The organism is Actinosynnema sp. CA-299493 (assembly GCF_050946825.1).
Taxonomy (GTDB): domain Bacteria; phylum Actinomycetota; class Actinomycetes; order Mycobacteriales; family Pseudonocardiaceae; genus Actinosynnema.
In genome coordinates this window covers 7,428,688-7,453,487 of record NZ_CP191993.1, presented here as the reverse complement: position 1 = coordinate 7,453,487, position 24,800 = coordinate 7,428,688, and the positions used below count along the sequence as shown (strand labels likewise).

The window sequence follows — 24,800 nt, the reverse complement described above, 5'->3', positions numbered from 1 at the left end:
GTGCCGGCGTTTCACGCGGTCGTGGCCGGGAACCTCGCCGCGGTGAGGTTGCGCCGCAGTGATCCGTCCGGGCCCGGCTGGCGCCGGCGTGCCCGCGGTCGGGGGTTCAGCTACGTGGACGCCGACGGCGAGCCGCTGGACGCCGGGTCGGTCGAGCGGATCAAGTCCCTGGTCATCCCGCCCGCGTGGCGCGACGTGTGGGTGTGCCCGCACCCGAACGGCCACATCCAGGCGGTGGGCACGGACTCGGCCGGGCGGCGGCAGTACCTGTACCACGAGCGGTGGCGGCAGGACCGGGACGAGGAGAAGCACGACCGGGTGCTGGCGCTGGCGCCGCTGCTGCCGGGGTTCCGGGCCGAGGTGGGTCGGGAGCTGGAGGGGCGGGGGCGGTCGCGGCAGCGGGTGCTGGCGGTGGCGTTGGCGGTGCTGGAGCGCGGGGTGTTCCGGGTCGGGGGTGAGACCTACGCGGCGGACAACGGGACGCACGGCGTGGCGACGCTGCTGTGCTCGCACGTGGCCGTTCGCCGGTCCACCGTGGAGTTCTGCTACCCGGCGAAGGGCGGGATCGAGTTCACCACGGCGGTGCAGGACGGGGCGTTGGCGCGGGCGGTCCGGGGGCTGTTGCGCGGGCGGGGCGGGGACGAGCGGCTGCTGGTGGACCAGCGGGGGCGCGCGGTCGGGTCGGACGACGTGAACGAGCGGTTCAAGGAGATGGTGGGGTCGGAGTTCTCGGTGAAGGACTTGCGGACGTGGCACGCGACGGTGCTGGCGGCGGCGGCGTTCGCGCGGGAGGGGCGGCCGGAGACGAAGCGGGGGCGGCAGCGGGTGGAGGCGGCGGTGGTGCGGGAGGTCTCCGAGAGCCTGGGCAACACCCCGGCCGTGGCGCGCAGGTCCTACATCGACCCCCGGGTGGTGCGGCTGTACCACGAGGGGGTGATGATCAGGGCGAAGTCGGCTGATCGTGAGACAGTGGAACGTGCCGTCCTGCGGATGCTACGGAGGTGAATCAACTTCGCCTCCCTTGTTTCCGCAGGCCAGCGAGCCGTCCGGTCACACTAACGGGTGATCATCGGCCGAAAATGTACGGAAACACCGTTACCGCACCTCGGTTAAAACCATGAGGAGGCCCGCCAACCACCAGACCACCCAACCCCACCTACCCCGACCACCAACGCCGCCGACCGTCACTCACCCCAGCCACTCACCCCAGCCGCCCAACCCATCCACCGCCACTGCCCGCCGCGACCGCCAACCGCCGCCGCAAATCACGCACCCGCACCCCCGCACCCACTCGCCGTCACCACCGCCACCCGGCAACTGCGGCACCCGGCACCCGCGACACCCGGCACCGCAATCGTCGGCCACCGCAATCGCCGGCCGCTGCGGTGATCGCCGCTATGACGTCCCGCTGGGTTGTGATGTCCCGCCGGTGCGATCACCGGCCAACTGGGTCACCGGCTGGGACGGGGCAGCGGTGAGTGTGACTTTAAATCGCAGCGCTGCGGATCATTCGGTGCCGTCCACATCACTGACGGAGCAGAGCCCCGACGTCCTCGTGCAGCCGAACCGCCCCGCCGACGAGCACGATCTCGGCTCCGCACTCGACTGCGCGCAACGGCAGCACCTCGTCGGCCCGTCCTTCGTCGACCTGCTGCGAGCCGACGAGCCCGTCGGTGAGCAACAGGGTGTCGACCCGGCCCTCGGCCAACGCCTGCCTGACCGCCACCAATCCGTGCACCGCGCGCCCGGTGAGCCGTGTGGACTCGTCGCGGAACCGTTCGACCACCGCCCGCCGGGCATCCTGGTTCGCCCGACCGGCCAGGTGCAGCACGGCCCGGTCGGGTGGGCCCTCGACCTCGACCACCAAGTGGTGGTAGCGGTTGGGCAGGGCGACTCGCAGTGATCGCCGGCCGGCCAGTGGCCCGGCCAGGACCAGCAGCGGTGCGCCCAGGCGGTCGACCAGGGTGGCGGCTTCCGCGGCGACGTCGGCCAGTTCGTCGGCGTCCAGGCGGCGTCCCGGTCGCCGCGCGCCCACCGTCGCCACGGCCACCGGGCGGCCGGTCGGGTCGACGCCGCGCAGGTCCACGCCGTGCTCGCCGACCTGCACGACCACGTGCGGCAGGAGGGGTTCGGACAGGTCGACCAGCGGCAGGATGTAGGGGAGCGGGCCGCAGCGGGCGGTGTAGCCGGTTGGTGGAACGGGGACGTACTGGTCGACCAGCACCCGTCCGCCGCCCACGACCAGGCCGCGCCCGGCGAGGCCGCGCGGGGTCACGCCGGACGCGATCGCGTTGTGCGCCAACGCCACGAGGTAAGGGTCGGCGCCCATGGCTTGCAGTTGATCACGCATCGCCCGCCAGCGCAGGTCCACGTGATCGCCGACGTCGAGGTACACGGAGACGAAAGGTCCTTCGACGTCGACCAGGTTTTGCAGACTCGCCGTGTGCATCGGTTCGGTCCTCCCCGTTCGGGTTACACGGGTGGTACCCGAACGGGGGTTGGCGCAACCGCCCCCACCGACGCGAGCCTCCGCGGCAACCGCCTCCGTCGACGCAAGCCTCCGCGGCGCAAGCTCGGGCCGCCCGAGTTCGGCCGACGTGAGGTCATTGGAGGAAGGGTCACTGGAAGGGCCGCTGGAGGGAGTGCGTGCGCAATCTCGATCACAAGGGAGGGGTGGGGGAGGGGCAAGCGGGAGGGGTAGGGAGAGGGGTGGGGGTCAGTTGGAGTCGGCGGTGTGGCGGCGGGCGCGTTGTTCGCACCACGCGCAGCTCTCCGCGACGCCCACGGAGGCGAAGCCGATCAGCAGGTGCACCGCGTTGCCGACGACGCCGGCGTCCATCGCACCGCCCGGCTCACCCACCCCGAACGCGAACACGACCAGGTACACGACGCCCAGCAGGGAACCGACCAGCCGCGCCACCCGGGTCCGCACCGCCGCCGCGCCGATCACCGCACCGGTCACCAGGTGCAGCACCGCCAACCGCGGCTCGGACCGCACGAGGTCGGCCACGCCCCACGCGACCAGCGACACGCCCAGGAGGAGGGCCGCCCGCTGAGGCCACGCCAGGCCCGCCAGGCCCGTCAGGTTCGTCACCACTGCGACCACCCCTTTTTTCAGCCTCGCGCCGGTCCCGATGGCGCACGGGCGCTACTCATCATCGAGCAACGACCGCAACCGGGCCAGGGATCGGCTCAACAGCCGCGAGACGTGCATCTGCGACACGCCGACCGAGTCCGCGATCTGGCTCTGCGTCATGCCCCGGAAGAACCGCAGCACGACGATCCGTCTTTCCCTCTTGGGTAGCCCGCGGAGCATCGGATCCAACGCGTGGTGCAGCTCGACCACTTCCAGGGCCGGATCGTCGCAGATCAGGTGGTCGGCGTAGGCCAACTCGTCGCTGGTCGACCGCTCGTCCAACGACAGCAGGTGGTACGCCGACGTCGCGTGCAGCCCCTCGTACACCTGGTCCACCCCGATGCCCAGGTGCCTGGCGACCTCGCTGGGCGTCGGCGTGCGCCCGGACACCCGGGACAGCTCCACGCGCGCGGTGTCGATGGAGGCGCACAGCTCCTTCAACCGCCGCGGCACGCGCACCGCCCACCCCTGGTCGCGCAGGTACCGCCGCACCTCGCCGGTGATGGTGGGCACGGCGAACGCCAGGAACTCGATGCCGCGCGACACGTCGAACCGGTCGACGGCGTTGATCAACCCGACCGCCGCCACCTGCCGCAGGTCCTCCACGGACTCGCCGCGCTCGGCGAACCGGTCGGCGATGTGCCTGGCCATCGGCAGGTGCTCGGTGACCAGCCGGTCCCGCAGCCGCTGGTAGCGCTCACCGTACCGCTCGGCCTCCGCCAACTCGTGGAACAGCGGCTGGTAGTCCACCGCGCTCATGCCCGGCACCTCAGCTCGACCCGCAACCGGCCCTCCCCATCGACCCAGGTGGACACCGCGTCCGTCACGGAGCTGACCACCCGCCAGTACAACGAGTCGTGGTCGGGGACGGTGACGGCCGATGACCGGACCTCCGCCCGGAAGCGCACGGAATCACCTTCGCGGGCGAACCGGCACCGAAGTACGGCCGAAGGGTCGAGGGTCCGGGAGATCAACGCGCTGCACGCCTCGTCGACGGCGATGACGAGGTCGATGGCCAGCTCCGGGGTGCGCCGCGCGACGGCCGCGGCCACCGCGCGGATGACCGAGAGGTGGGCGGGCCTGGCCGCCAACCTGAGCTCCACCTCCGAGTCGTCCATGTGTGGCGAACGCTCCTCACACCCTCGTCGCGGTCGCCGGGGGCATACCCGCGGACCCCCCGCCCTACACCCGTCCACACAGGACTGAGCAACAGAATCGTGAAAGCCGAACATGCCGTGGGCTGGTTCATCACGGTTTGCGAACAGCGGTAGGTAACCCTGTGATCGGAGTCATACTGATCGCCTCCCCGACATCCCCGGAGGCGCCTGGTGCTCGAGGCGAACAACCTTGAGGTGGTCTACGACGACGTGATGTTGGTGCTGCGCGGCGTGAGCCTGAGGGTTCCGGAAGGGCGGATCGTCGCCCTGCTCGGCGCGAACGGAGCGGGCAAGACGACGCTGCTGCGCGCGCTGTCCGGCCTGCTCGACGTGCACGACGGCAAGATCACCCGCGGCGGGATCACCCTGGACGGCGAACCGATCCACCGCTCCTCGCCGACGCGCATCGCGTCGCTCGGCGTGAAGCAGGCGCTGGAGGGCAGGCGCATCCTGGCCGAGCTGTCGGTCGAGGAGAACCTGCGCATCGGCGGCCACAGCAGGCCGCGCGGCATCAAGCAGAACCTGGACCGGATGTACGAGTTGTTCCCCAGGTTGCGCGAGCGGCGGCGGCAGAGCGCCGGCTACCTGTCCGGCGGCGAGCAGCAGATGCTCTCCATCGGCCGGGCGCTGATGTCCGAGCCGCGCTACCTGCTGCTGGACGAGCCGAGCCTCGGCCTGGCCCCGCTCATGGTCCAGCAGATCCGCGACCTCATCGTGAAGATCAACGCGGCGGGCACGACGGTGCTGCTGGTCGAGCAGAACGCGACCATGGCGCTGTCCATCGCCGACCACGGCTACGTGCTGGAGACCGGCAAGGTCGTGATGGACAAGCCCGCCGCCGCGCTGCTGGCCGACGAGGACGTGCGCGAGTTCTACCTGGGCCTGCGCGGCGAGTCGACCGCGCAGTCGTTCCGCGACGTGAAGCACTACAAGCGGCGGAAGCGGTGGTTGTCGTGAGCACCCCCGACGAGGGCAACGTGCTGGAAGTGCGGGACGTGCGGCTGGCGTTCGACGGCGTCACCGCCGTGGACGGCGTGTCGTTCCACGTCGCCGCGGGCGAGCTGTTCGCCATCATCGGGCCCAACGGCGCGGGCAAGACGTCGATCTTCAACGTGCTGTCCGGCGTGTACCGGCCGCAGCGCGGCTCGGTCCGGTTCCGGGGCGAGGAGGTGCTCGGCAGGCGCCCGCACAAGATCGCCGCCATGGGCATCGCCAGGACGTTCCAGAACATCGAGCTGTTCGCGCACCTCACCGTGGTCGAGAACCTGATGCTGGGCAGGCACAACCACATGCGGTACGGGGCGCTGGCCGCGTTCGCGTGGGTCGGTCGGGCCCGGCGCGAGGAGCTGGCCAACCGGGAGGCCGTCGAGGAGGTGATCGACTTCCTCGAACTGGAGCAGTGGCGACGCCTGCCGGTGGGACTGCTGCCCTACGGCGTGCAGAAGCGCGTGGAGCTCGGGCGCGCGCTGGCGATGGAGCCGAAGGTGCTGCTGCTGGACGAGCCGGTCGCGGGCATGAACGTCGAGGAGACCGAGGACATGGCGCGGTTCGTGCTGGACGTCCGCGACGAGCTCGGCATCGCGATGATCATGGTCGAGCACGACATGGGCCTGGTGATGGACCTCGCCGACCGGGTGATGGTGCTGGACTTCGGCAAGCCGATCCGCACCGGCACGCCCGCCGAGGTGCAGCAGGACCCGGACGTCGTGCGCGCCTACCTCGGCGAGGCGCACCAGGGCGTGGGGGGTGCGGCATGACCGCGGCCACCACCACCGGGCTCACCACCGTGGTGACCCGCGTCCGCGACCGGGCCGCCCGGACGCCGGACGCGGTGGCGTTGCGGGCCAAGGACTTCGGCGTGTGGCGCGAGGTCACCTGGTCGCGGTACTGGGCGCAGGCCGAGCTGGTCGGGCACGCCCTGCTGGCGCTCGGCGTCGACGCGGGCGACCGGGTCGCGATCGGGTCCGAGAACCGCCGCGAGTGGCTCTACGCCGACATCGGCGCGGTGGCCGTGCGCGCGGTCACCGTGGGCCTGTACCCGACGAACCCGGCCGCCGAGGTCGCCTACCTGCTGTCGCACTCCGCGGCGCGCGTGCTCATCGCCGAGGACCAGGAGCAGGTGGACAAGGCGCTGGCCGTGCTGGACGCCCTGCCCGACCTCGAACGGATCGTCTACCTCGAGCCGCGCGGCATCCGGCACCGCTACGACAACCCGAAGCTGCTGTCCTGGGACGACTTCCTGGCGATGGGCGCGGAGCACCGCGAGCACCACCCGGACGCGGTCGCGCGCCGGATGCGCGAGGTCGAGCCGGACGACGTGCTGACGCTGATCTACACCTCGGGCACGACCGGGCCGCCCAAGGGCGCGATGCTCACCGTGGCGAACGTCGAGTTCGCGGTCGAGTCGCTGATCGAGGGCGGCGGGTTCACCGATCCGCCGCCGTCGCCCAAGGACATCACGCTGTCGTACCTGCCGCTGTGCCACGTCGCCGAACGCATCTTCACCACGTGGTTCAGCGCGTCGGCCGGGGTCCAGGTGCACTTCGCCGAGTCCATCGAGACGGTGCAGGCGAACCTGCGCGAGGTGCAGCCGACGATCCTGTTCGGCGTGCCGCGCATCTGGGAGAAGGTGCTGGCGGCCATCACGATCAACGCGTCCAGCGCCACCTGGCTGAAGCGGGCGACCACCCGGTTCTGGCTGCGCGTGGCCGACGGCCTCGGCGAGCAGCTGGTGCGCAACGGCGGCCGGCACACGGTCGCGACCCGGCTGAAGTACGGCGTGGGCTGGCTGTTGTGCTTCCGGGCGTTGAAGGCGCGGATCGGCATGAGGCACGTCCGGTACGCGTCGTCGGGGGCCGCGCCCATCTCGCCGCAGGTGCTGCGGTTCTTCATGGGCATCGGCGTGCCGATGCACGAGGTGTACGGGATGACCGAGAACACCGCCGTCGCCACCGGCAACCGGCCCGGCCGGGTGAAGGTCGGCACCGTCGGCGAGCCGCACCCCGGCGTCGAGCTGCGGATCGCCGACGACGGCGAGATCCAGACCAGGCACGCGGGCGTGTTCAAGGGCTACTGGCGCGACGAGGACGCGACCCGGCGGGCGATGACCCCGGACGGCTGGCTGCGCACCGGCGACGTCGGCGAGTGGGTCGACGGCACGCACGTGCGGATCACCGACCGGATGAAGGACATCATCATCACCGCGGGCGGCAAGAACGTGGCGCCGTCCGAGGTCGAGAACGCGCTGAAGTCCTCGCCGTACATCAAGGAGGCGGTCGTGCTCGGCGACCGGCGCCCGTACCTGGTGGCGCTGATCGGCATCGAGCAGGACACCGTCGGCCACTGGGCCAGGCAGCGCCGGATCTCCTACACCACCTACCGCGACCTCGCGGAGAAGGACGAGGTGCGCGAGTTGGTGCAGGGCATCGTCACGAAGGTCAACGAGCGGTTCGCCACCGTGGAGCAGGTGAAGAAGTTCCGGATGCTGCCCAAGGAGCTCGACCACGAGGACGGCGAGCTGACCGCGACGCAGAAGGTGAAGCGGTCGGCGCTGGTCAAGGTGTTCGGCGAACTCGTCGACGACATGTACGCCGGGGGGCGCGGATGACCGAGTTCCTGCAATCGCTGATCCGCGGCCTCGGCTCCGGGTCGATCTACGCGCTGCTGGCGCTGGGCTTCGTCATCATCTACAAGTCCACCAGGGTGATCAGCTTCGCCCAGCCGGCGTTCATGCTGGCGGGCGCGGTGCTGGTCAGCTACCTGGCCGCGGAGGTGGGCTTCTTCGCGGCCGTGCCGATCGCGGCGGTGCTGATCGCCGTGCTGGCGCTGGGCGTGGAGCGGACCGTGCTGCGGCCGATGATCGGCAAGCCGGTGTTCGTGGTCGCGATCATCACCATCGGCGTGGACGTGGTGGTGCGCGTGGTGACCAACGCGTTCATCGGGCTGGACGTGCGGCAGGTCGGCGACCCGTGGGGCCTGGCGACGGTGACGCTGCTCGGCGTCGAGGTGCAGCAGCGGTACCTGGTCATGTTCGGCACGACGGTGGCCGTGGTCGCGGTGCTGTTCGCGTTCTTCCGGTTCTCCCGGGTCGGGCTGGCGATGCGCGCGGTCGCCTACGACCAGGAGGTCGCGCTGGCGCAGGGCATCTCGGTCGGCTCGGTGTTCGCGCTGTCGTGGGCCATCGCGGGCGGCCTGGCGGCGTTGGCCGGGGTGTTCGTGGCCACCGGCGCGGGCGTGGACCAGCAGCTGTGGGTGATCGCGCTGAAGGCGCTGCCGGCGATCATCCTCGGCGGTCTGGACTCGCTGGGCGGCGCGGTCGTCGGTGGGCTGGCGGTCGGGGTGGTGGAGTCGCTGGTCGGCACCTACCAAGGTGACGCGGCGCCGTGGCTGGGACCGAACTTCGCGCTGGTCGCGCCGTACGTGCTGATGCTGCTCGTGCTGCTCGTGCGGCCCTACGGGCTGTTCGGCAGCAAGGAGGTGGAACGCCTGTGAAGGGTCGTCCGGAGCTCTACACCTCTTACGCGCAGGACATGGCGTTCCTCAACACGCGTCCCAAGCGCACGTGGACCGGGGCGTTGGTGGTGGTGGCGCTGCTGGTGCCGTTCGCCATCACCGACGACCTGCTGATGCTGCTGGCCACCGGCTTCGTGGCGGCGATCGGCGCGATCGGGTTGAACATCGCGACCGGGTACGCCGGGCAGGTGTCGCTGGGGCACGCGTTCTTCCTGGCCATCGGCGCGTACACGGGCGCGGCGCTCTCCGGCGACCCGGACGGGCGGGTGCTCGGGTTCGGCGTGACGTCGCTGCCCGTGTGGCTGCTGGCGTCCGGGCTGGTGGCGGGGCTGGCAGGGCTGGTCGTGGCGCCCATCGCGGTCCGGCTGCGCGGCCTGTACCTGGCGATCGTGACGCTGGGGCTGGTGTTCCTCGGCGAGCACGTCTTCCGCGAGTGGACGTCGTTGACGGGCGGTCCGGGCGTGGGCCGTCCGGCGGCGGTGCCGGAGCTGTTCGGCGTGCGGCTGGACCGGCCGTCGGAGTTCTTCAGCGGGCCGCAGCAGCTGTACCTGCTGATGTTCGCGCTGCTGGTGATCTTCGCGGTGCTGGCGCGCAACCTCGTGCGGTCGCGGATCGGGCGGGCGTTCGCGGCCGTGCGGGACCGGGACCTCGCGGCGGCCGTGATCGGCGTCGACCTGACCCGGTACAAGGCGCTGGCGTTCGCCGTGTCGTCGTTCTACGCCGGTGTGGCGGGCTCGTTGCTGTTCGTGGTCAACGGGTTCTTCGACCCCGGGTCGTTCGGCCTGCTGCTGTCGGTGCAGTACATCGCCATGGTGCTCATCGGCGGCGCGGGCACCATCTCCGGCGCGATCATGGGCGCGCTGTTCATCACGCTGCTGCCGCGCATCACCCGGGAACTCCCGACGGTGCTGCCGTTCATCAGCTCGGACGCGACCGGTGCGGTCACGGTGTTCCAGGTCGAGGCGGTCCTCTACGGGCTGCTGATCGTGGTGTTCCTGATCGTGGAACCACGTGGCCTGTTCGGTATCTGGGTGCGGGTCCGCAACTACTGGCGCACCTGGCCTTTCTCGTACTGAAAGGGTGGATGGGATGGCAAGTCACAGAGCGGTGCTCGCGGTGCTCTCCGTGGTGGCGCTGGCCGCCGTCGCGTGTCGCGGCGGCGACGGCGCGGCGCCGCAGGAGGGCAAGGGCGGTGTCAAGGTCGACTTCGGCGTGACCGGCGAGCCGTGCCCGGACACCGGTCACAGTGACCGGGGCTGCATCTACCTCGGGTCGATCTCCGACCTGACCGAAGGGCCGTTCAAGACGCTCGCGGTGCCGATCACGGAGTCGCAGAAGGCGTTCTGGAAGCGCGTCAACGACAAGGGCGGCATCGGCGGCTACGACGTCGACGTGACGTCGTACGTCAAGGACAACAAGTACAACCCGCAGATCCACAACCAGGTCTACCAGGAGATCAAGGGCAAGGTCCTGGCCCTGGCGCAGACCCTGGGCTCGCCGACGACCGCGGCGATCCTGCCCGACCTGGAGAGCACGCAGATGGTCGGCGTGCCGGCGTCGTGGACGTCGCTGTGGGGCGTGGAGGAGGTCGTGCTGGAGTCGGGCGCGAACTACTGCGTCGAGTCGATGAACTCGGTCGACTACGCGGTGGACGAGCTCGGCGCGAAGAGCGTGATGGCCGTGCACCTGCCGGGTGACTACGGCGACGACGCGGCGGCCGGCGCGAAGATCGCGGCGGAGAAGCGCGGCGTGACGTTCTCCAGCGCGGTCACCCAGACCGGTCAGGACAACCAGGGCGGCGCGATCGACGCGGTGCTGGCGGGCAAGCCGGACGTGGTCGTCCTGACCACCGGGCCGACCGACGCGGCGGTGATCATCGGCCAGACGGCGGCGCGCGGGTTCAAGGGCAAGTTCATCGGCACGTCGCCGACGTGGAACCAGGGCCTGATGCAGAGCCCGGCGGCGCCCGCGATCAAGGCGCTGTACCTGCAGTCGGCGCCGTGGAAGTCGTGGGCGACGGACTCGCCGGGGCACGAGGCCCTGCGTGAGGCGCTGCCGAGCGTGACGCCGAACGACGGCTACACGGCCGGGTGGGTGTGGTCCTACCCGTTGAAGGCGGCGCTGGAGAAGGCGGCCGGGAACAAGGACCTGACCAGGGCCGGTGTGCTCGCGGCCGTGCGGCAGCTGAACTCGGTGGACTACGAGGGCATGTTGCCCGAGGGCGCGGGCAACTTCGCCGGCAACTCGAACGACGCCGCGTTCCGGCAGACGTTGATCTACAAGCCGGACGAGCAGGCGGCGACGGGCGTCGGCCTGGTGGAGGACTTCTTCACCGGTCCGACGGCGAAGGACTTCAAGTTCGAGAAGCCCTGCTACCAGTAGGCCTCGTGCGGTCGACCCGACGGCGCGTCACCGTCGGGTCGACCCGGGTTCGCGGCGCGTCGGGGGTGTGCCGCTCACCTGGCGGCAGGGGTGAGGGCCGGGTCGGCCCGGACGCCCACGCGTTCCGGTCCCGGGCAGTCGCCGCGGTCCGCCGGGCTCGGGTCAGATCAGGCCCTCGCGCAGCGCGAACGCCACCGCGTGCGCCCGGTTGCGCAGCTGGAACCGGTTGGTGACGTCGTGCAGGATGCTCTTGACGGTGCGCTGCGAGTAGCACAGCTTCTCGGCGATCTCGCGGGTCTCGAGGCCGTCCGCGATCAGCCGCAGCACCTCGGTCTCCCGGTCGGACATGCCCGCCATGCTCCAGCCGTGGGGGTTCAGCACGGTGCGCTGCAACCGCGACACCCGGTCGAGCAGCCGGCCGAGCAGGTCCGGCGGGAGCGCGCCCTGGCCCGCCGCGGTGGCCTTCACCAGGCACGCCAACGTGTCCGCGGTGGCGTCGCAGCGGCGGATCACCGCGGACACGCCGCCGCTGACCACGTCGAGCAGCTCCGGGTCGGCGATCTCGCCCGCCACCAGCACGATGCCCGCGCCGCCCGGCGCCTGGAGCCGGCGCAGCAGCGACCGCGCCTCGCCGTCCAGCCGGTCCAGCACGACCAGCGCCACGGGCGCCGGCTCGTCCGGCCCGACCAGCCGGACCTCGGGCCGCGACCGCAACGCCGCGGTCACACCGGCCCTGCTGATGGCGTCCGCGGCGTGCAGGACGACCGCGATCGGCTGGTGCGCGTCCATCTCGGTGCTCCCGCCTCGTGCCCCGGTGTGCCATCGCCATCGTGACCGGCGACCGGGCAGCCGCACCGCGAGATCGCCGCGCCGGAGATCGCCTCGCCCCTCCCCCTGCGGGTGGGCACGCGGGACGCCGTGCCGCGGTGCCGGCCGCTTCGCCCGTAGGGAAAGTCGTCGTGCCGCCACATGCCGTTTCAAACCCCCGACGAGGTTCCTCCTTTGGAGGGAATGGCTGCGAAGAGTGTTGACGTTCGACGTATCACCACGCCTCCTGCGCCCTCCATAGGGATATCGAGCACCACGGGAGGGTGGAATGGGCCAGACGAGTGGCCGGGCGGTCCTTCAGGTCCACCCGACCAGGCTGTGCAACCTGCGCTGCCTGCACTGCTACTCCAGCTCGGGTCCGGACGTCGCCGAGTCCATCCCGGTCTCCGTGCTGTCGGCGGTGGTGCGGGACGCGGCCGGGCTCGGCTACGACGTGCTCAACGTGTCCGGTGGCGAGCCGTTCCTCTACCCGGAACTGCCCGCGCTGCTGCGTGCCGCCCGCACGGCCGGGATGCGGACGACCGTGACGACGAACGCGGTGGCGTTGACGCAGCGCCGCATCGGCCTGGTGCGCGGGCTGGTCGACCTGGTGGCCGTGTCGCTGGACGGCGACCGCGCCACGCACGACCGGATCCGCGACCAGGAGGGGTGCTTCGAGAAGGCCCTGGCCGGCATCCGCAGGCTCACCGAGGCGGGCATCCCGGTCGGCGTGATCACCACGTTGACCCAGGGGAATGCCACCCAACTGGGTGACGTCGCGCTGGCCGCGGTCCAGTCGGGCGCCCTGCTGCTCCAGGTTCACCCGTTGGAGCCCGAGGGCGCCGCGAACAGGTTGATGGCCGGCGAACGCCCGGACGCCGTCGAGCTGGCGTACGCGGCGGTGGAGCTGGGCCGCATCGCGGAGGAGCACGGCATGGCCGTGCAGCTGGACGCCGTGCCGCGCACCATGCTGGCCCGCGAACCCGAGGCGTTCATGGCCGCGCCGGTCGACGACGGGCAGCCCCTCGGCCGCTGGCTCACCCCGCTGGTGATCGAGGCGAACGGCGCGGCGGTGCCGGTGTCCTACGGCTTCGACCGCCGGTACGGGCTGGGCAACGTCCAGACCCGGCCGCTGGCGGAGCTGGCGCGCCACTGGGACGCCGCACCGTTCCTCGCCCTGTGCCGCGCCACGTGGCAACGCCTGGTCGAGGGCCGGACCGGGCCGCTGATCCCCTGGTACGGCCACCTGGTCCGCGCGTCGAGGACCCCGCGCCCGGCCACGGCGGGCCGCTGACGAGCGCCACTCAGCGGCCCGGGAACTCCGCTCAGCGGGCCGGAGTTCCGCTCAACGGGCCAGGAGTTCCGCCGCCTCCAGGGTGTTGATCACCCGGTCGGGGGTGACGCCGCACTCCTCCGCCCGCTCGCAGCCGAACGACAGCCAGTCCAGCTGCCCCGGCGCGTGCGCGTCGCTGTCGATCGCGAACGAGCACCCCAGCTCGACCGCCAGCCGCAGCAGCCTGCCCGGCGGGTCGCGGCGCTCCGGCCGCGAGTTGACCTCCACCGCCGTGCCGTGCTCGGCGCACGCCGAGAACACCGCCTCCGCGTCGAACGTCGACTCCGGCCGCCCCTTGCCGACCACCAGCCGTCCCGTGCAGTGCCCGAGCACGTCGACGTGCGGGTCTGCTGCGGCGGCCACCATCCGCCGCGTCATCTCCGGCGCCGCCATCCGCAGCTTCGAGTGCACGCTCGCGACCACGAGGTCCAGCCGCGCCAGCAGCTCGGGCCGCTGGTCGAGCGAGCCGTCGTCCAGGATGTCGACCTCGATGCCGGTCAGGATCCGGAACGGCGCCAGCTCGGCGTTCAGCGCGGCCACCACGTCCAGCTGCGCCAGGAGCCGGTCGGCGGACAGCCCGTTGGCCACCGCGAGCCGGGGGGAGTGGTCGGTCAGCGCCATCCACGAGTGCCCGAGGTCGCGCGCGGTCTCGGCCATCTCGCGGATCGGGCTGCCGCCGTCGGACCAGTCGGAGTGCGTGTGGCAGTCGCCCTTCAGCAGCGCCCGCAGCGCCTGCCCGCCCACCACCGGCTCGCGGAACCGGCTCAGGTAGGCCGGCTCGCGCCCGGCCGCGGCGTCCGCGACCACGCCGGCGGTGGCCTTGCCGATGCCGGGCAGGTCCGTCAGCGTGCCCGCCGCGACCCGCCGCGCCACCTCGCCGTCCGGCAACGCCGCCAGCACCTCCGCGGCCTTGCGGAAAGCCCGGACGCGGTACGCGGGTTCACCGGCGCGTTCGAGCTGGAACGCCACCTGTCGCAGTGCCCAGAGCGGATCCACACCTCGATTCTCCACCCGACCGGCGCGGTTGGTGCGCGTGAACCTTCTCGACTTGGCGGCGTTGCCCGCGAAAACCTTGCGGGCGCACGGGCCGGGAACCGAGGATGTCCGCCATGTCCCCACGTGCCGGCACGGTCGGGTCGCGACGCAGGCCCAGCAAGGGCGACCTCACCTCGCAGGCGATCCTCGACACCGCCGAACGGCTGCTGCAGACCCGTTCCCTGGACGACGTCGCGGTCGACGAGCTGGCCTCGGGAGCGGGTATCTCGCGGTCGACCTTCTACTTCCACTTCGCGTCGCGGGAGGCGGTGCTGCACGCGTTGTCCGGTGGCGTCCTCGACGCCCTCTACGAGGCGGCGTCGTCGTGGCTGCGGCGCGGCAGCGAACCGCCCGAGGACTCGATCCGGCGGGCGTTGGGCGCGAGCCTGGCGCTGTGGCGCAAGCACGGGCCGGTGCTGCGCGCGGCCGTGCGGGCGCGTGACACCGACCCGTTGATGCGCGAGTTCTGGGCCGGTGTCGCGCGCCGGTTCGTCGAGGCGACCGCGTCCCGGATCGAGCTGGAGCGGGAGGCGGGGGTCGCCCCGCCGGGCCCGGACGCCAAGTCGCTGGCGGCGGTGCTGGTGGCGATGAACGAGCAGGCCTTCCTGAGCCGCTCGCGGTCCCGCCGGTCGGTGGCCCGGGACCGCGAGCTGGTCGACACCCTGACGTGCGTCTGGCTGCGCTCGGTCTACGGCGTCAGCGCCGGGTGAACCAGGTGCCGTCCGGGGCCTGCCGGTAGCCCAGGGCGCGGTAGACGGCGTCCACAAGGGACTGCCCGCGCGCGTTGACGCCCACGCCCGGCCCCATCCGCGTCATCGCGTACCCGAACGACATCCGCGCGCCGGGGTCGGCGAACCCCAGCGAGCCGCCCATCCCGGAGTGCCCGAAGGCGTCCTCCGACAGCAGCACGCCGCGTTCCACGGCGGGCAGGTGCAGGTTGCCGACGGCCTTCGCGAAGCCGAGCGAGAACCGGGTCGGCGCGAGCAGCATCTCGTCGAACCCGGCCGACACCACCCCCGACATGACCGGGAGCTGGGCCTCGTCCACCAGCCGCACCCCGTTGTACTCGCCGCCCGACGCGAGTGGCCGGTACATCTGCGCCAGGCCACGCGCGTTGCTCATCCCGCCGACCGAGCCGTACTGGGCCGCGTGCGCCGCCCGGGTGTCCGACGCGGCGACGTACCCGCCGGAGTTGCCGACCAGCAGCGCCTGCATCGACCCGGGCCTGCCCAACGCCGCCGCGTACACGTTCGGCAGCGCCCCGCCGCGCTCGGCCGGGACGGTCGGCGCGACCAGCGGCTCCAGGTCCTCGGGCAACGTCAGCCAGAAGTCCAGCCCCAGCGGACCGGACACCTCCTTCTCGAAGAACTCGGCCGGCGCCAGGCCGGACACCCGCCGGACCACCTCGCCGACCAGGTGCCCGAACGTCAACGCGTGGTAGCCGTGCCGCGTGCCGGGCGCCCAGAACGGCTCCTGCCGCGCCAGCAGGTCCGTCATCAGCTCCCAGTCGCCCATCCCGCCCGGCGGCACCGGCTCGCGCACCGCGGCCAACCCGGCCTGGTGCGCCAGCAGGTGCCGCACCAGCGTGTCCGCCTTGCCGTTCTGCCCGAACTCCGGCCAGTACCGCACGACGGGCGCGTCCAGGTCCAGCTCACCGCGTGACGCCAGCACGTGCGCGCACAACGCGGTCGCGCCCTTGGTGCACGACCACACGTGGGTGATCGTGTCCTCGGTCCACGCCCGCCCGCCCGCGTCGCCGCCCCACAGGTCGACCACGGTCTCGCCGTCGAGCGTCACGTGCACGCCACCGCCGAGCTCGCCGCGCTCGGCGAAGTTGCGCTCGAACTCGGCGCGGACCTCGGCGAACCCGTCGGCGCAAGTTCCCTCGACCGTCATCGACCCTCCAGGTGCGGCAGTTCCGTCTGCCGCCATGCCACCACCGCGCGCCACCGCACGTGAGTAGGGATTCCTCAGTCGGTAGGGTGGTGGCCGCTCCGACGGCGGGGGAGGTGGCCTGGTGTCGTCTTCCGCGGACCGGTCGTTCGTCGGCCGGGAGACCGAGCTGGCGGCCGTGTTCGACGCGGTCGGGCGCGTGCCCGCGGCCGGGTTGGTGGTGGTCGTGGTGTCGGGCGAGCCCGGGATTGGCAAGTCCAGCCTGTTGGCCGAGACGGGCCGCCTGCTGCGCGACCGGGGGTGCGCGGTCGCCGCCGCCGAGTCGGACGACGTCAGCAGGCGCATCCCGTACGCGGCGGTGGCCACGGCGCTGCGGTCGGCGGCCGGGTCGGGACCGGGGGCCGGACCGGCATCGGGATCGGCATCGGCATCGGGTGAGGTGCGCGCCGCGCTGGCGGCGTTGGAGCCGACCTCGGCGCCGGACGCGACCTGGTTCGGGCGGTCGTGCGAGCTGGTCGCGCGGGCGCTGACCGCGCTCACCGCCGAACGGCCCGCCGCGCTCGTGCTGGACGACGTCGACCAGGTGGACGACGATTCGCTGGCCATGCTCGCCGTGGTGCTGCGCCGGGTCACGGCCGCGCCGTTGGCGCTGGTCACGGCGGTGCGCGAGCACCACCGCAACCCCGGCGTGGAGGAGCTGCTGGACCGGCTCGAACGGCACGCCGACGTGGTCCGGGTGCGGCTGGCGCCGTTGAGCGGCGGCGACGTGGCGCGGATCGTGGCGTCCGTGCTGGGCACGCCGGTGGACGACGGCCTGGCCCACGAGGTGCACCAGCGGGCGGACGGCAACCCGTTCTTCGCGGTGGAGATCGCCCGGTCGCTGCGCGAGCTGGACCTGGTCGCGGTGGACGGCGACCGGGCGCGGCTCACCGTGTCGCCGTCGGCGATCCGGCTGACCAGGCGGGAGGCGGTGCTGCGGCGGGTCGCGCCGCTGGACCGGGACACCAGGGCGGTGGCCCGCGCGGTGTCGATCTTCCGGCGGGTGCGGCTGGACCAGATCGGGCTGCTGGCGCGGGTGTCGTCGCTGCCCGAGGAGGCGGTGGTCGACGCGTTCGACGGGCTGCTGCGGGCGCACATCGTGGTGCGGGAGGAAGACCGGGGCTACCGGTTCTCGCACGCGCTGGTCGGTGAGGCGCTGTACCAGGAGATCGGGCCGGCGCAGCGCCGGCACCTGCACAGCCTGATCAGCGCCCGGCTGCTGGACGACCGGGCGCGCGGGCTGGCGGTCGACGAGATGGAGCTGGCCTGGCACCTGGCCGAGTCCGCGCCGCCGGGCGACCTGCGCGCGGTGCGGGTGATGGCGCAGGCCGCCGCGGCGAACCGCACGACCGCGCCGGAGACGGCGGCGGCGTTGTGCGCGCGGGCGTTGGAGCTGCTGCCGGTGGCCGCGCCGGAACGGGCCGGGCTGCTGGCCTCGCAGTGCCGGGCGTTGGCGCACGCGTCACGGCCCGGCGCGGCGATCGGCCCCGGGCTGGCGGCGTTGGCGGCGCTGCCCGCCGGGGTGGACCGGTCGCGGTGCGCGGTGGTGGTGCTGAGCAGCATGTTCCTGGTCGGTCGGTTCGCCGAGGCGCTGCGGCTCGCGGACGCGGAGCTGGCGGCGGGCGGCGCGCCGGCGGCGATGCACGCGCAGCGGGCGTTGTTGTTGGTGTTCACCGGGCGTCACGCGGAGGCGCTGGCCGCCGCCGAGCGGATCGAGGCCATGCCGTTGACGTCCGCCGCCGAGGGCGTGGTGGTGTTCGACCGGCTGGCGGTCCTCACGTCGATGCTGTTCCGGCACGACAAGACGGTCGACTACGCGAACCGGTCGTTGGCCTCGGCGGCCGGCCAGCCCGCGCTGGAGTTGCAGGCGCTGGCGGTGAGCGCGTCCACGGGCGCGTTGGCCGGTCTGGTGCACGACGCGTCGTGGCGGCTGCGACGGGCCGAGGAGCTGCGGGAACGGGCGGGCGGCCACGCGTTCCGCGGCGAGCTGGAGATGGCGCGGGTGGCGCTGGACTGGTTCGGCGGCGAGTGGGACGCCTGCCTGGAACGGGTGGGCAGGGCCGCGGCGGAGCTGGAGTCGCGGCAGGAGCTGATGATGTTGGACGGGCTGCGCGCGATCGAGCTGGAGGTGCGGACCTGGCGGGGTGAGCTGGACGTGGCCGCGCGGCTGGCGGCGCTGGGCGCGCCGAGCAGCCCCAACATGTCCCGGCTGCACGCGTTGGCGATGGCCGGGTACCTGGCGGCGCGGGGTGACCTGGCGGGCGCGCGGACCGTGCTGGTGGCGGCGGTCGACGACGACGGGATGTCGGCGTACAGCTGCGCGCTGCTGGGCCGGCTGGTCGAGCTGGACCTCGCCGCCGGCCGGGTGGACGAGGCGCGGCGGGTGCTGGGCAGGCTGCGGGTGGTGGCGGCCGACCGGGTGGCGCCGTGGAGCCGGACCGCGGTGCGGCGGGCGATCGGCCTGGTCGAGCGGGACGGCGCGGTGCTGCGCGAGGCCGTGCGCGAGGCGGAGACCGGGGGGTTGGTGTTCGAGCGGGCACGGGGGCAGCTGGCGCTGGGGCAGGTGGACGGGTCGGCGGTGGAGGAACTGCTCGATGCCTACGCGGTGTTCCAGCGGGTGGGGGCGCACGGGTTGCGCCGGCAGGCCGGCGGGCGGCTCAAGGAGCTGGGCGCGAAGGTGCCGAGGGCGCGGGGGCGCGCGCCCGGGGTGTTGACGGCGGCGGAGGAGAACGTCGCGCGGCTGGTGCAGCAGGGGATGCGCAACCGGGACATCGCGGCGGCGCTGCACTACAGCCCGCGCACGATCGAGGTGTACCTGTCGCGGATCTACGCGAAGTTGCGGGTCTCGTCGCGGCTGGAGCTGGCGAGGGTGCTCGACGGGCGTTCTTAGTTGTTGTGGAAGCCTGACTTACCCGGTGGTAACCCCAGCGGGTCGGATGGGTGCCGTGGCGGGTCCGTTGAGGAGGCGTATGCGCACCGCGTTCACGACATGTCCGTTGTGCGAGGCGACCTGTGGTCTGGAGCTGACGATCGGGGGCGACCGGATCACGGGTGTCCGCGGTGATCGGCAGGACGCGTTCAGCGGTGGGTTCCTGTGCCCGAAGGGCGCCTCGCTGGGCGCGTTGGACGCCGACCCGGACCGGCTGCGCGAGCCGCTCGCCCGTCGGGGCGGGTCGTTCGAGGCGGTGTCGTGGGACGAGGCGTTCGCCCTGGTCGACCGGCGGTTGACCGCGATCATCGACGAGCACGGCCGCGACGCGGTGGCGATGTACCTGGGCAACCCGACGGTGCACTCGCTGGCCGGCGGCCTGTACGCGGGCGGGTTGCGCAAGGCGCTGGGGTCGCGCAACTTCTTCACGGCCGCCACCGTCGACCAGATGCCGAAGCACGTGTCGTCCGGGCTGCTCTACGGCGGCGTCTACTCGATCCCGGTGCCGGACATCGACCGGACGGACTTCCTGCTGCTGCTGGGCGCGGACCCGTTCTCGTCGAACGGCAGCCTGTGGACGGTGCCGGACGCGCCGGGGCGGCTGAAGGCGTTGCGCCGGCGCGGCGGGGCGTTCGTGGTGGTCGACCCGCGCCGCAGCCGCACCGCCGCCGCGGCCGACCGGCACTTGGCGATCGTGCCCGGCACGGACGTGTTCCTGCTGCTGGCGATGGTGAACGAGCTGTTCGCCGCGTCGCTGGTCGACCTGAAGGCGCTCGCGCCGCACGTGACCGGCGTGGCGGGGGTGCGGGAGCTCAGCCTGCCGTTCACGCCGGAGGCGGTGGCGGCGCGCTGCGGCATCGGGGCGGCGGAGATCCGGGCGTTGGCGCACCGGCTCTCGGCGGCGCCGCGGGCGGCCGTGTACGGGCGGATCGGCACGACGACGGTCGAGTTCGGCACGGTGGCCAGCTGGCTGGTGGACGTGCTGAACGTCCTGACCGGGAACCTGGACCGGCCCGGCGGGGCGATGTTCCCGATGCCCGCGCACATGAGGCGGGGGACGGGCAGCGGCAAGGGGTTCGCCACGGGCCGGTGGCGCAGCCGGGTGCGGGGGCTGCCCGAGGTGGCGGGCGAGCTGCCCGTGGTCACGCTGGCCGACGAGATCGAGACGCCGGGGGACGGGCAGGTCCGGGCGGTGGTGACGGTCGCGGGGAACCCGGCGTTGTCGGTGCCCAACTCGGCGCGGCTGGACGCGGCCCTGTCCACCGTGGACTTCATGGTGTCGGTCGACCCGTACCTCAACGAGACCACGCGGCACGCCGACGTCATCCTGCCGCCACCGCCGCCCAGCCGGCGCGCCCACTACGACCTGGCGTTCCTGTCGTTCACGGTGCGCAACGTGGCGAAGTACTCGCGGCCACCGGTGCCGCTCGGGCCGGACGAGCGGGACGAGGGCGAGATCCTGCTGCGGTTGACCGGGATCCTGGCCGGGCTCGGGGCGGACGCCGACCTCGACGCGCTGGTGGGCCTGTCGGGCGGGTCGGAGCGCACCCGGGAGGAGCGGCTGCTGGACGCGCGGCTGCGGGCCGGGGCGTACGGGTTGTCGCTGGACGACCTGCTGGCCCGGCCGCACGGCGTCGACCTCGGGCCGCTGACGAGCCGGGTCCCGGAGATCCTGCGCACGCCGTCCGGGCGGATCGAGCTGTGCCCGGAGCCGATCGCGGCCGACGTGCCGCGCGTGCTGGCGGCGTTGCGGGCGCCCGTCGACGGGTTGGTGCTGGTCGGGCGGCGGCACCTGCGGTCGAACAACTCGTGGCTGCACAACGTGCCCGCGCTGGTGAAGGGCAAGCTGCCGTGCACGTTGCTGGTCAACCCGGCCGACGCCGCGCGGCTGGGTCTCGAAGACGGCGGGACGGCCCGGGTGGCGTCGCGGGTCGGCGAGGTCGAGGCGACCGTGGAGGTCAGCGCCGACATGGCCGCCGGGGTGGTCAGCCTGCCGCACGGCTGGGGCCACGACCGGCCCGGCACGCGACTGGCCACCGCGAACGCCCACCCCGGCGTCAACGTCAACCTGCTCACCGACGACCTGGCCGTGGACCCGCTGTCCGGCACCGCGGTGCTCAACGGCGTCCCCGTGCGCGTCACCCCTTCCGCAGCCCAGTGAGGAGCACCTCCATGCCCGTGACCACGGCGCGCGTCATCGCCGACCTGCCCTTCGTGGCCGCCCAGGCGCACGACGACCGGGTGGCGTGGCGCCACTCGCGTGACGGGCAGTGGCACGACCTGACGTTCACCGACGTCGCCGAGTGGGTCATGGAGCTGGCGTCCGGGCTGGTGCACCTGGGCGTCGAGCCGGGCGACCGGGTGTGCGTGCTGTCGGACACCAGGGTCGAGTGGTCGGCGGTGGAGCTGGCGGTGCTCGCGGCCGGCGGCATCGTGGTGCCGATCTACCCGTCGAGCGCGGCGGAGGAGTGCGCGTGGATCATCGGCGACTCGGGCGCGGTGCTCGTGGTCGCGGAGGACGACGCGCAGCGGGACAAGGTCGAGTCGATCCGCTCGCGGGTGCCCGCGCTGCGGGACGTCGTCGTGATCGAGGGCGGCGGGCTGGCCGAGCTGCGGTCGCTGGGGCGCACGTCGCCGGTGCCGGGCGAGCTGGACGACCGCCGGGCCGCGATCCGCCCCGACGACCCGACCGTGGTCATCTACACCTCGGGCACCACGGGGCCGCCCAAGGGCTGCGTGCTGACCAACCGGAACTGGCTGACCATGTGCCGGCTCAGCGAGGAGCTGTCGTACGTCCTGCCGGACGACGTGGCGTACCTGTTCCTGCCGCTGGCGCACGTGTTCGCGCAGATCGTGCACCTGGGCGCGCTCTACACGGGCCACGCGGTCGCGTTCTACGGCGGCGACTCGTCGAAGGTGGTGGCGGAGCTGGCGCAGGTGCGGCCGACGTTCCTGCCGTCCGTGCCCCGGATCTTCGAGAAGATCTACACCGCCGCCACGGCCGGTGTGCCGGCGGAGCAGCTGCGGCAGGCGGTGGAGGTGGGCCTGGCGGTGCGTCGGCTCCGGGCCGCGGGCCGGCCGCTGCCGGCCGACCTGGCCGCCGCGTTCGAGAAGGTGGACCCCGTGTTCGCTCGCGTGAGGGCGATCTTCGGCGGCAGGCTGCGGCAGGCGCTGTCCGGCGCGGCGCCCATCTCGGTGGAGGTGCTGGAGTTCTTCACGGCCGCGGGCGTGCCCGTGCTGGAGGGGTACGGCATGAGCGAGTCCACGGGCGTCGGCACGGTGAACACGCTGGCGCGGCACAAGCTCGGCTCGGTCGGCACGTTCGGGATGGCGGGCCTGGAGGTCGAGGTGGCCGAGGACGGCGAGCTGCTGCTGCGGGGGCCGCACGTGTTCGCGGGCTACTGGAACAACCCCGCCGCGACCGCCGAGGTGCTGACCGACGGCTGGCTGCGCACGGGCGACCTGGGCGAGGTCGACGAGGACGGCTTCGTCACCATCACGGGCCGCAAGAAGGACATCATCATCACCGCCGGCGGCAAGAACATCGCGCCCGCGAACGTCGAGAACCAGCTCCGCCAGTCGCGCTGGATCTCGCACGCGGTGGTCTACGGCGACCTCAAGCCGTACCTGGTCGCGTTGATCACCCTGGACGTGGACGAGGTCGTGCCGTGGGCGAAGGCCCAGGGCCTGCCGACGGACCTGCCCGCCCTGGTCCGCACGCCCGAGGTGCGCGCCCTGGTCCAGGACGTGGTGGACGAGGCGAACTCCCACTTCGCGCACGTCTCGCAGATCAAGCGCTTCACCGTCCTGGACCGCGACCTGAGCCAGGACGGCGGCGAGCTGACGCCGACGTTGAAGGTCAAGCGGAAGGTCGTCCACTCCACCCACGCCGCCCTGTACGACGGCCTCTACCGCTGAGCCGCGGGCGCCCCGGGCGCAGCCGTCACCGGCTCAGCGCGGTCTCCCGCCGCACGTGCGACAGCTTCTCCGGGTTGCGCACGAAGTACAGCCCGGTGACGAGACCGTCCTCGATCCGCGCCGCCACGACGCCGTCGAGCTCGCCGTCGAGCCGCAGGACCAGCGCCGGGCAACCGTTGACCTGCACCGGCTCGACCGTGGTCCGGGTGCCGACGACGTCCCAGCGGGCGGCCAGGAAGCGGGCCACCTTGTCGGCGCCGACGACGGGCTTGCGCGCGGCCTGCTTGAACCCGCCGGCGTCGCTGAGGATGACGACGTCCGGCGCGAGCACGTCGAGCAGGCCCTGGAGGTCGCCGGTCTCGACCGCCCGCTGGAAGGCCGCCAGCGCGGCCCGGGTCTCGTCCGGGGATGTGACGCCGCGCGGCCGGCGGTCGGCGACGTGGGCCCTGGCCCGGTGCGCGATCTGGCGCACCGCGGCCGGGGTCTTGTCGACGGCCTCGGCGATCTCGTCGTAGTCGACCGCGAACACGTCGCGCAGCACGAACACCGCCCGCTCGGTCGGCGCGAGCGTCTCCAGCACCAGCAGCACGGCCATCGAGACGCTGTCGGCCAGCACGACGTCCTCGGCCACGTCCGGCGTGGTCAGCAGCGGCTCGGGCAGCCAGGGGCCGACGTAGGTCTCCTTGCGCCTGCCGAGCGCGCGCAGCCGGGTGAGCGACTGGCGGGTGACGATCCGGACCAGGTACGCCCGCTGGTCGCGCACGGCGTCGAGGTCTACGCCCGTCCACCGCAGCCAGGTCTCCTGCACCACGTCCTCGGCGTCGGCGGCCGAGCCGAGCAGTTGGTAGGCGACGGTGAACAGCAGGTTGCGGTGGGCGACGAACGCCTCGGTCGCGGGACGTGTGTCCGCCGTGCCGCCCATCGGTCGCTCCTGTCCTCCCACCGCCGGGCCGACGCCTTGTCGCGCGCGTCACACGGGCGGCCTGTCACAGGGCCCGGCCCACCGGCGTCTCGTGGTCGACGCACAACCCCGACCAGTAGGAACGCCATGAACCTCGCACTGTGGATCGTCACCGGCGTGCTCGCCGCCGCCTACGTCCTCGGCGGCGGCGGCAAGCTCGTCCTGTCCAAGCAGAAGATAGCCGCCACCGGTCCCGCCGCGGCGTGGACCGAGGACTGGAGCGCGGGCGCCGTCAAGGCCATCGGCGCGGTGGAGGTGCTGGGCGGGGTGGGCCTGGTCCTGCCCGCCGTGCTCGGCATCGCGCCGGTCCTGGCGCCGTCGGCGGCCATCGGCCTGATGGTCGTCATGGTGGGCGCGACGGTCGTCCGGGTCCGGCGTCGGGAGCTGAAGTTGGCCGTGGTGGACCTGGTCTACCTGGCGCTGCTGGCCTTCGTGGTGTGGGGCCGCCTCGTCGCCGAGCCCTTCACCGGCTGACCGCGCCGGGTCCCGCACCGCGACACCACTGGACGCTGTTCGGGAAAGCCCTTACCGTTCGGGTGACGGAACGATGACCACACGCCACCGGCTCGGGGTCGGCGGTTGCGCAAGCTCCGCAGACCCCGACCGCGCGCGAGTCCGTCCTCGTTCTTCTGCCGCCGCCCCACCGCCGCACCAATCCCCCAGCGTCGCGGGGGAGTCGTCAACGACCGTGGAGGCAT

General features: G+C 72.8%; 21 protein-coding genes. 13 read left to right on the top strand and 8 right to left on the bottom strand.

All coding sequences use genetic code 11. From position 1 onward, the window contains the following. Positions 1–1,005: a DNA topoisomerase IB gene (locus ACQPYE_RS31390; protein WP_498716592.1), complete on the top strand. Its 1,005-nt coding sequence runs from the start codon at positions 1–3 to the stop codon at positions 1,003–1,005. Between the two features lie 520 nt (positions 1,006–1,525). Here the strand turns inward: ACQPYE_RS31390 and ACQPYE_RS31385 are convergent. The 4 genes from ACQPYE_RS31385 to ACQPYE_RS31370 form a co-directional block, all read right to left on the bottom strand. Next, positions 1,526–2,449, bottom strand: coding sequence for a baeRF2 domain-containing protein (locus ACQPYE_RS31385; protein WP_498716591.1), 924 nt, complete (start codon positions 2,447–2,449; stop codon positions 1,526–1,528). Positions 2,450–2,716: 267 nt separating this feature from the next. Further along, positions 2,717–3,094: a hypothetical protein gene (locus ACQPYE_RS31380; protein WP_498716590.1), complete on the bottom strand. Its 378-nt coding sequence runs from the start codon at positions 3,092–3,094 to the stop codon at positions 2,717–2,719. A 54-nt stretch (positions 3,095–3,148) separates the two neighbouring features. Beyond that, positions 3,149–3,895, bottom strand: a complete 747-nt coding sequence (locus ACQPYE_RS31375) for a SigB/SigF/SigG family RNA polymerase sigma factor (protein WP_498716589.1) — start codon at positions 3,893–3,895, stop codon at positions 3,149–3,151. Next, a complete protein-coding gene (locus ACQPYE_RS31370) occupies positions 3,892–4,254 on the bottom strand; it encodes an ATP-binding protein (protein ID WP_498716587.1) in 363 nt (120 codons plus the stop codon). Before ACQPYE_RS31370 ends, ACQPYE_RS31375 begins: the two co-directional genes overlap by 4 nt. 210 nt (positions 4,255–4,464) lie before the next feature. Here ACQPYE_RS31370 and ACQPYE_RS31365 point away from each other — a divergent pair, with 210 nt between their 5' ends. The 6 genes from ACQPYE_RS31365 to ACQPYE_RS31340 are packed head-to-tail and all read left to right on the top strand — an operon-like array spanning position 4,465 to position 11,187. Continuing rightward, positions 4,465–5,250 (top strand): ABC transporter ATP-binding protein, encoded by a 786-nt coding sequence (locus ACQPYE_RS31365; RefSeq protein ID WP_498716586.1) that lies wholly within the window; start codon positions 4,465–4,467, stop codon positions 5,248–5,250. After that, entirely contained in the window at positions 5,247–6,050 is an 804-nt protein-coding gene (locus tag ACQPYE_RS31360; RefSeq protein WP_498716584.1) for an ABC transporter ATP-binding protein, read from the top strand. The genes ACQPYE_RS31365 and ACQPYE_RS31360 overlap by 4 nt, the downstream gene beginning before the upstream one ends. Next, positions 6,047–7,900, top strand: coding sequence for an AMP-dependent synthetase/ligase (locus ACQPYE_RS31355; RefSeq protein ID WP_498716583.1), 1,854 nt, complete (start codon positions 6,047–6,049; stop codon positions 7,898–7,900). Before ACQPYE_RS31360 ends, ACQPYE_RS31355 begins: the two co-directional genes overlap by 4 nt. Next, positions 7,897–8,784 carry a branched-chain amino acid ABC transporter permease gene (locus tag ACQPYE_RS31350; protein WP_498716582.1) on the top strand — a complete coding sequence of 296 codons (888 nt, stop codon included), beginning with the start codon at positions 7,897–7,899 and terminating at the stop codon, positions 8,782–8,784. The genes ACQPYE_RS31355 and ACQPYE_RS31350 overlap by 4 nt, the downstream gene beginning before the upstream one ends. After that, positions 8,781–9,881 carry a branched-chain amino acid ABC transporter permease gene (locus tag ACQPYE_RS31345; RefSeq protein WP_498716580.1) on the top strand — a complete coding sequence of 367 codons (1,101 nt, stop codon included), beginning with the start codon at positions 8,781–8,783 and terminating at the stop codon, positions 9,879–9,881. Before ACQPYE_RS31350 ends, ACQPYE_RS31345 begins: the two co-directional genes overlap by 4 nt. Positions 9,882–9,894: 13 nt before the next feature. Continuing rightward, the gene (locus tag ACQPYE_RS31340; RefSeq protein ID WP_498716579.1) at positions 9,895–11,187 is read left to right on the top strand and encodes an ABC transporter substrate-binding protein; all 1,293 of its coding nucleotides are present in this window, start codon (positions 9,895–9,897) and stop codon (positions 11,185–11,187) included. Between the two features lie 162 nt (positions 11,188–11,349). Here ACQPYE_RS31340 and ACQPYE_RS31335 read toward each other — a convergent pair whose 3' ends face one another. Beyond that, positions 11,350–11,976 (bottom strand): helix-turn-helix transcriptional regulator, encoded by a 627-nt coding sequence (locus tag ACQPYE_RS31335; RefSeq protein ID WP_498716577.1) that lies wholly within the window; start codon positions 11,974–11,976, stop codon positions 11,350–11,352. Between the two features lie 307 nt (positions 11,977–12,283). On the opposite strand from ACQPYE_RS31335, the gene ACQPYE_RS31330 reads away from it, so the two are divergent. Further along, a complete protein-coding gene (locus ACQPYE_RS31330; protein ID WP_498716576.1) occupies positions 12,284–13,288 on the top strand; it encodes a radical SAM protein in 1,005 nt (334 codons plus the stop codon). 51 nt (positions 13,289–13,339) lie between these two features. Here the strand turns inward: ACQPYE_RS31330 and ACQPYE_RS31325 are convergent, their stop codons facing one another. Further along, the gene (locus ACQPYE_RS31325; RefSeq protein WP_498716573.1) at positions 13,340–14,323 is read right to left on the bottom strand and encodes a PHP domain-containing protein; all 984 of its coding nucleotides are present in this window, start codon (positions 14,321–14,323) and stop codon (positions 13,340–13,342) included. 113 nt (positions 14,324–14,436) lie between these two features. On the opposite strand from ACQPYE_RS31325, the gene ACQPYE_RS31320 reads away from it, so the two are divergent. Beyond that, entirely contained in the window at positions 14,437–15,072 is a 636-nt protein-coding gene (locus tag ACQPYE_RS31320; RefSeq protein ID WP_498716572.1) for a TetR/AcrR family transcriptional regulator, read from the top strand. Here the strand turns inward: ACQPYE_RS31320 and ACQPYE_RS31315 are convergent. Continuing rightward, positions 15,059–16,258, bottom strand: coding sequence for a serine hydrolase domain-containing protein (locus tag ACQPYE_RS31315; RefSeq protein WP_498716571.1), 1,200 nt, complete (start codon positions 16,256–16,258; stop codon positions 15,059–15,061). The genes ACQPYE_RS31320 and ACQPYE_RS31315 overlap by 14 nt on opposite strands. 121 nt (positions 16,259–16,379) lie before the next feature. Between ACQPYE_RS31315 and ACQPYE_RS31310 the strand changes: the two genes are divergently transcribed. From ACQPYE_RS31310 to ACQPYE_RS31300, 3 genes are all read left to right on the top strand, one after another. After that, the gene (locus tag ACQPYE_RS31310) at positions 16,380–19,184 is read left to right on the top strand and encodes an ATP-binding protein (protein ID WP_498716569.1); all 2,805 of its coding nucleotides are present in this window, start codon (positions 16,380–16,382) and stop codon (positions 19,182–19,184) included. Between the two features lie 79 nt (positions 19,185–19,263). Continuing rightward, positions 19,264–21,384: a molybdopterin oxidoreductase family protein gene (locus ACQPYE_RS31305; RefSeq protein WP_498716568.1), complete on the top strand. Its 2,121-nt coding sequence runs from the start codon at positions 19,264–19,266 to the stop codon at positions 21,382–21,384. A gap of 11 nt (positions 21,385–21,395) precedes the next feature. After that, complete coding sequence (locus tag ACQPYE_RS31300; RefSeq protein WP_498716567.1) at positions 21,396–23,141, top strand: AMP-dependent synthetase/ligase; 1,746 nt, start codon at positions 21,396–21,398, stop codon at positions 23,139–23,141. A 25-nt stretch (positions 23,142–23,166) separates the two neighbouring features. Here ACQPYE_RS31300 and ACQPYE_RS31295 read toward each other — a convergent pair whose 3' ends face one another. After that, on the bottom strand, positions 23,167–24,063 hold the full coding sequence (locus ACQPYE_RS31295) for an RNA polymerase sigma-70 factor (protein WP_498716566.1): 897 nt from the start codon (positions 24,061–24,063) through the stop codon (positions 23,167–23,169). Positions 24,064–24,189: 126 nt separating this feature from the next. Here ACQPYE_RS31295 and ACQPYE_RS31290 point away from each other — a divergent pair, with 126 nt between their 5' ends. Then, the gene (locus ACQPYE_RS31290) at positions 24,190–24,576 is read left to right on the top strand and encodes a DoxX family protein (protein ID WP_498716564.1); all 387 of its coding nucleotides are present in this window, start codon (positions 24,190–24,192) and stop codon (positions 24,574–24,576) included. Positions 24,577–24,800 lie beyond the last annotated feature (224 nt).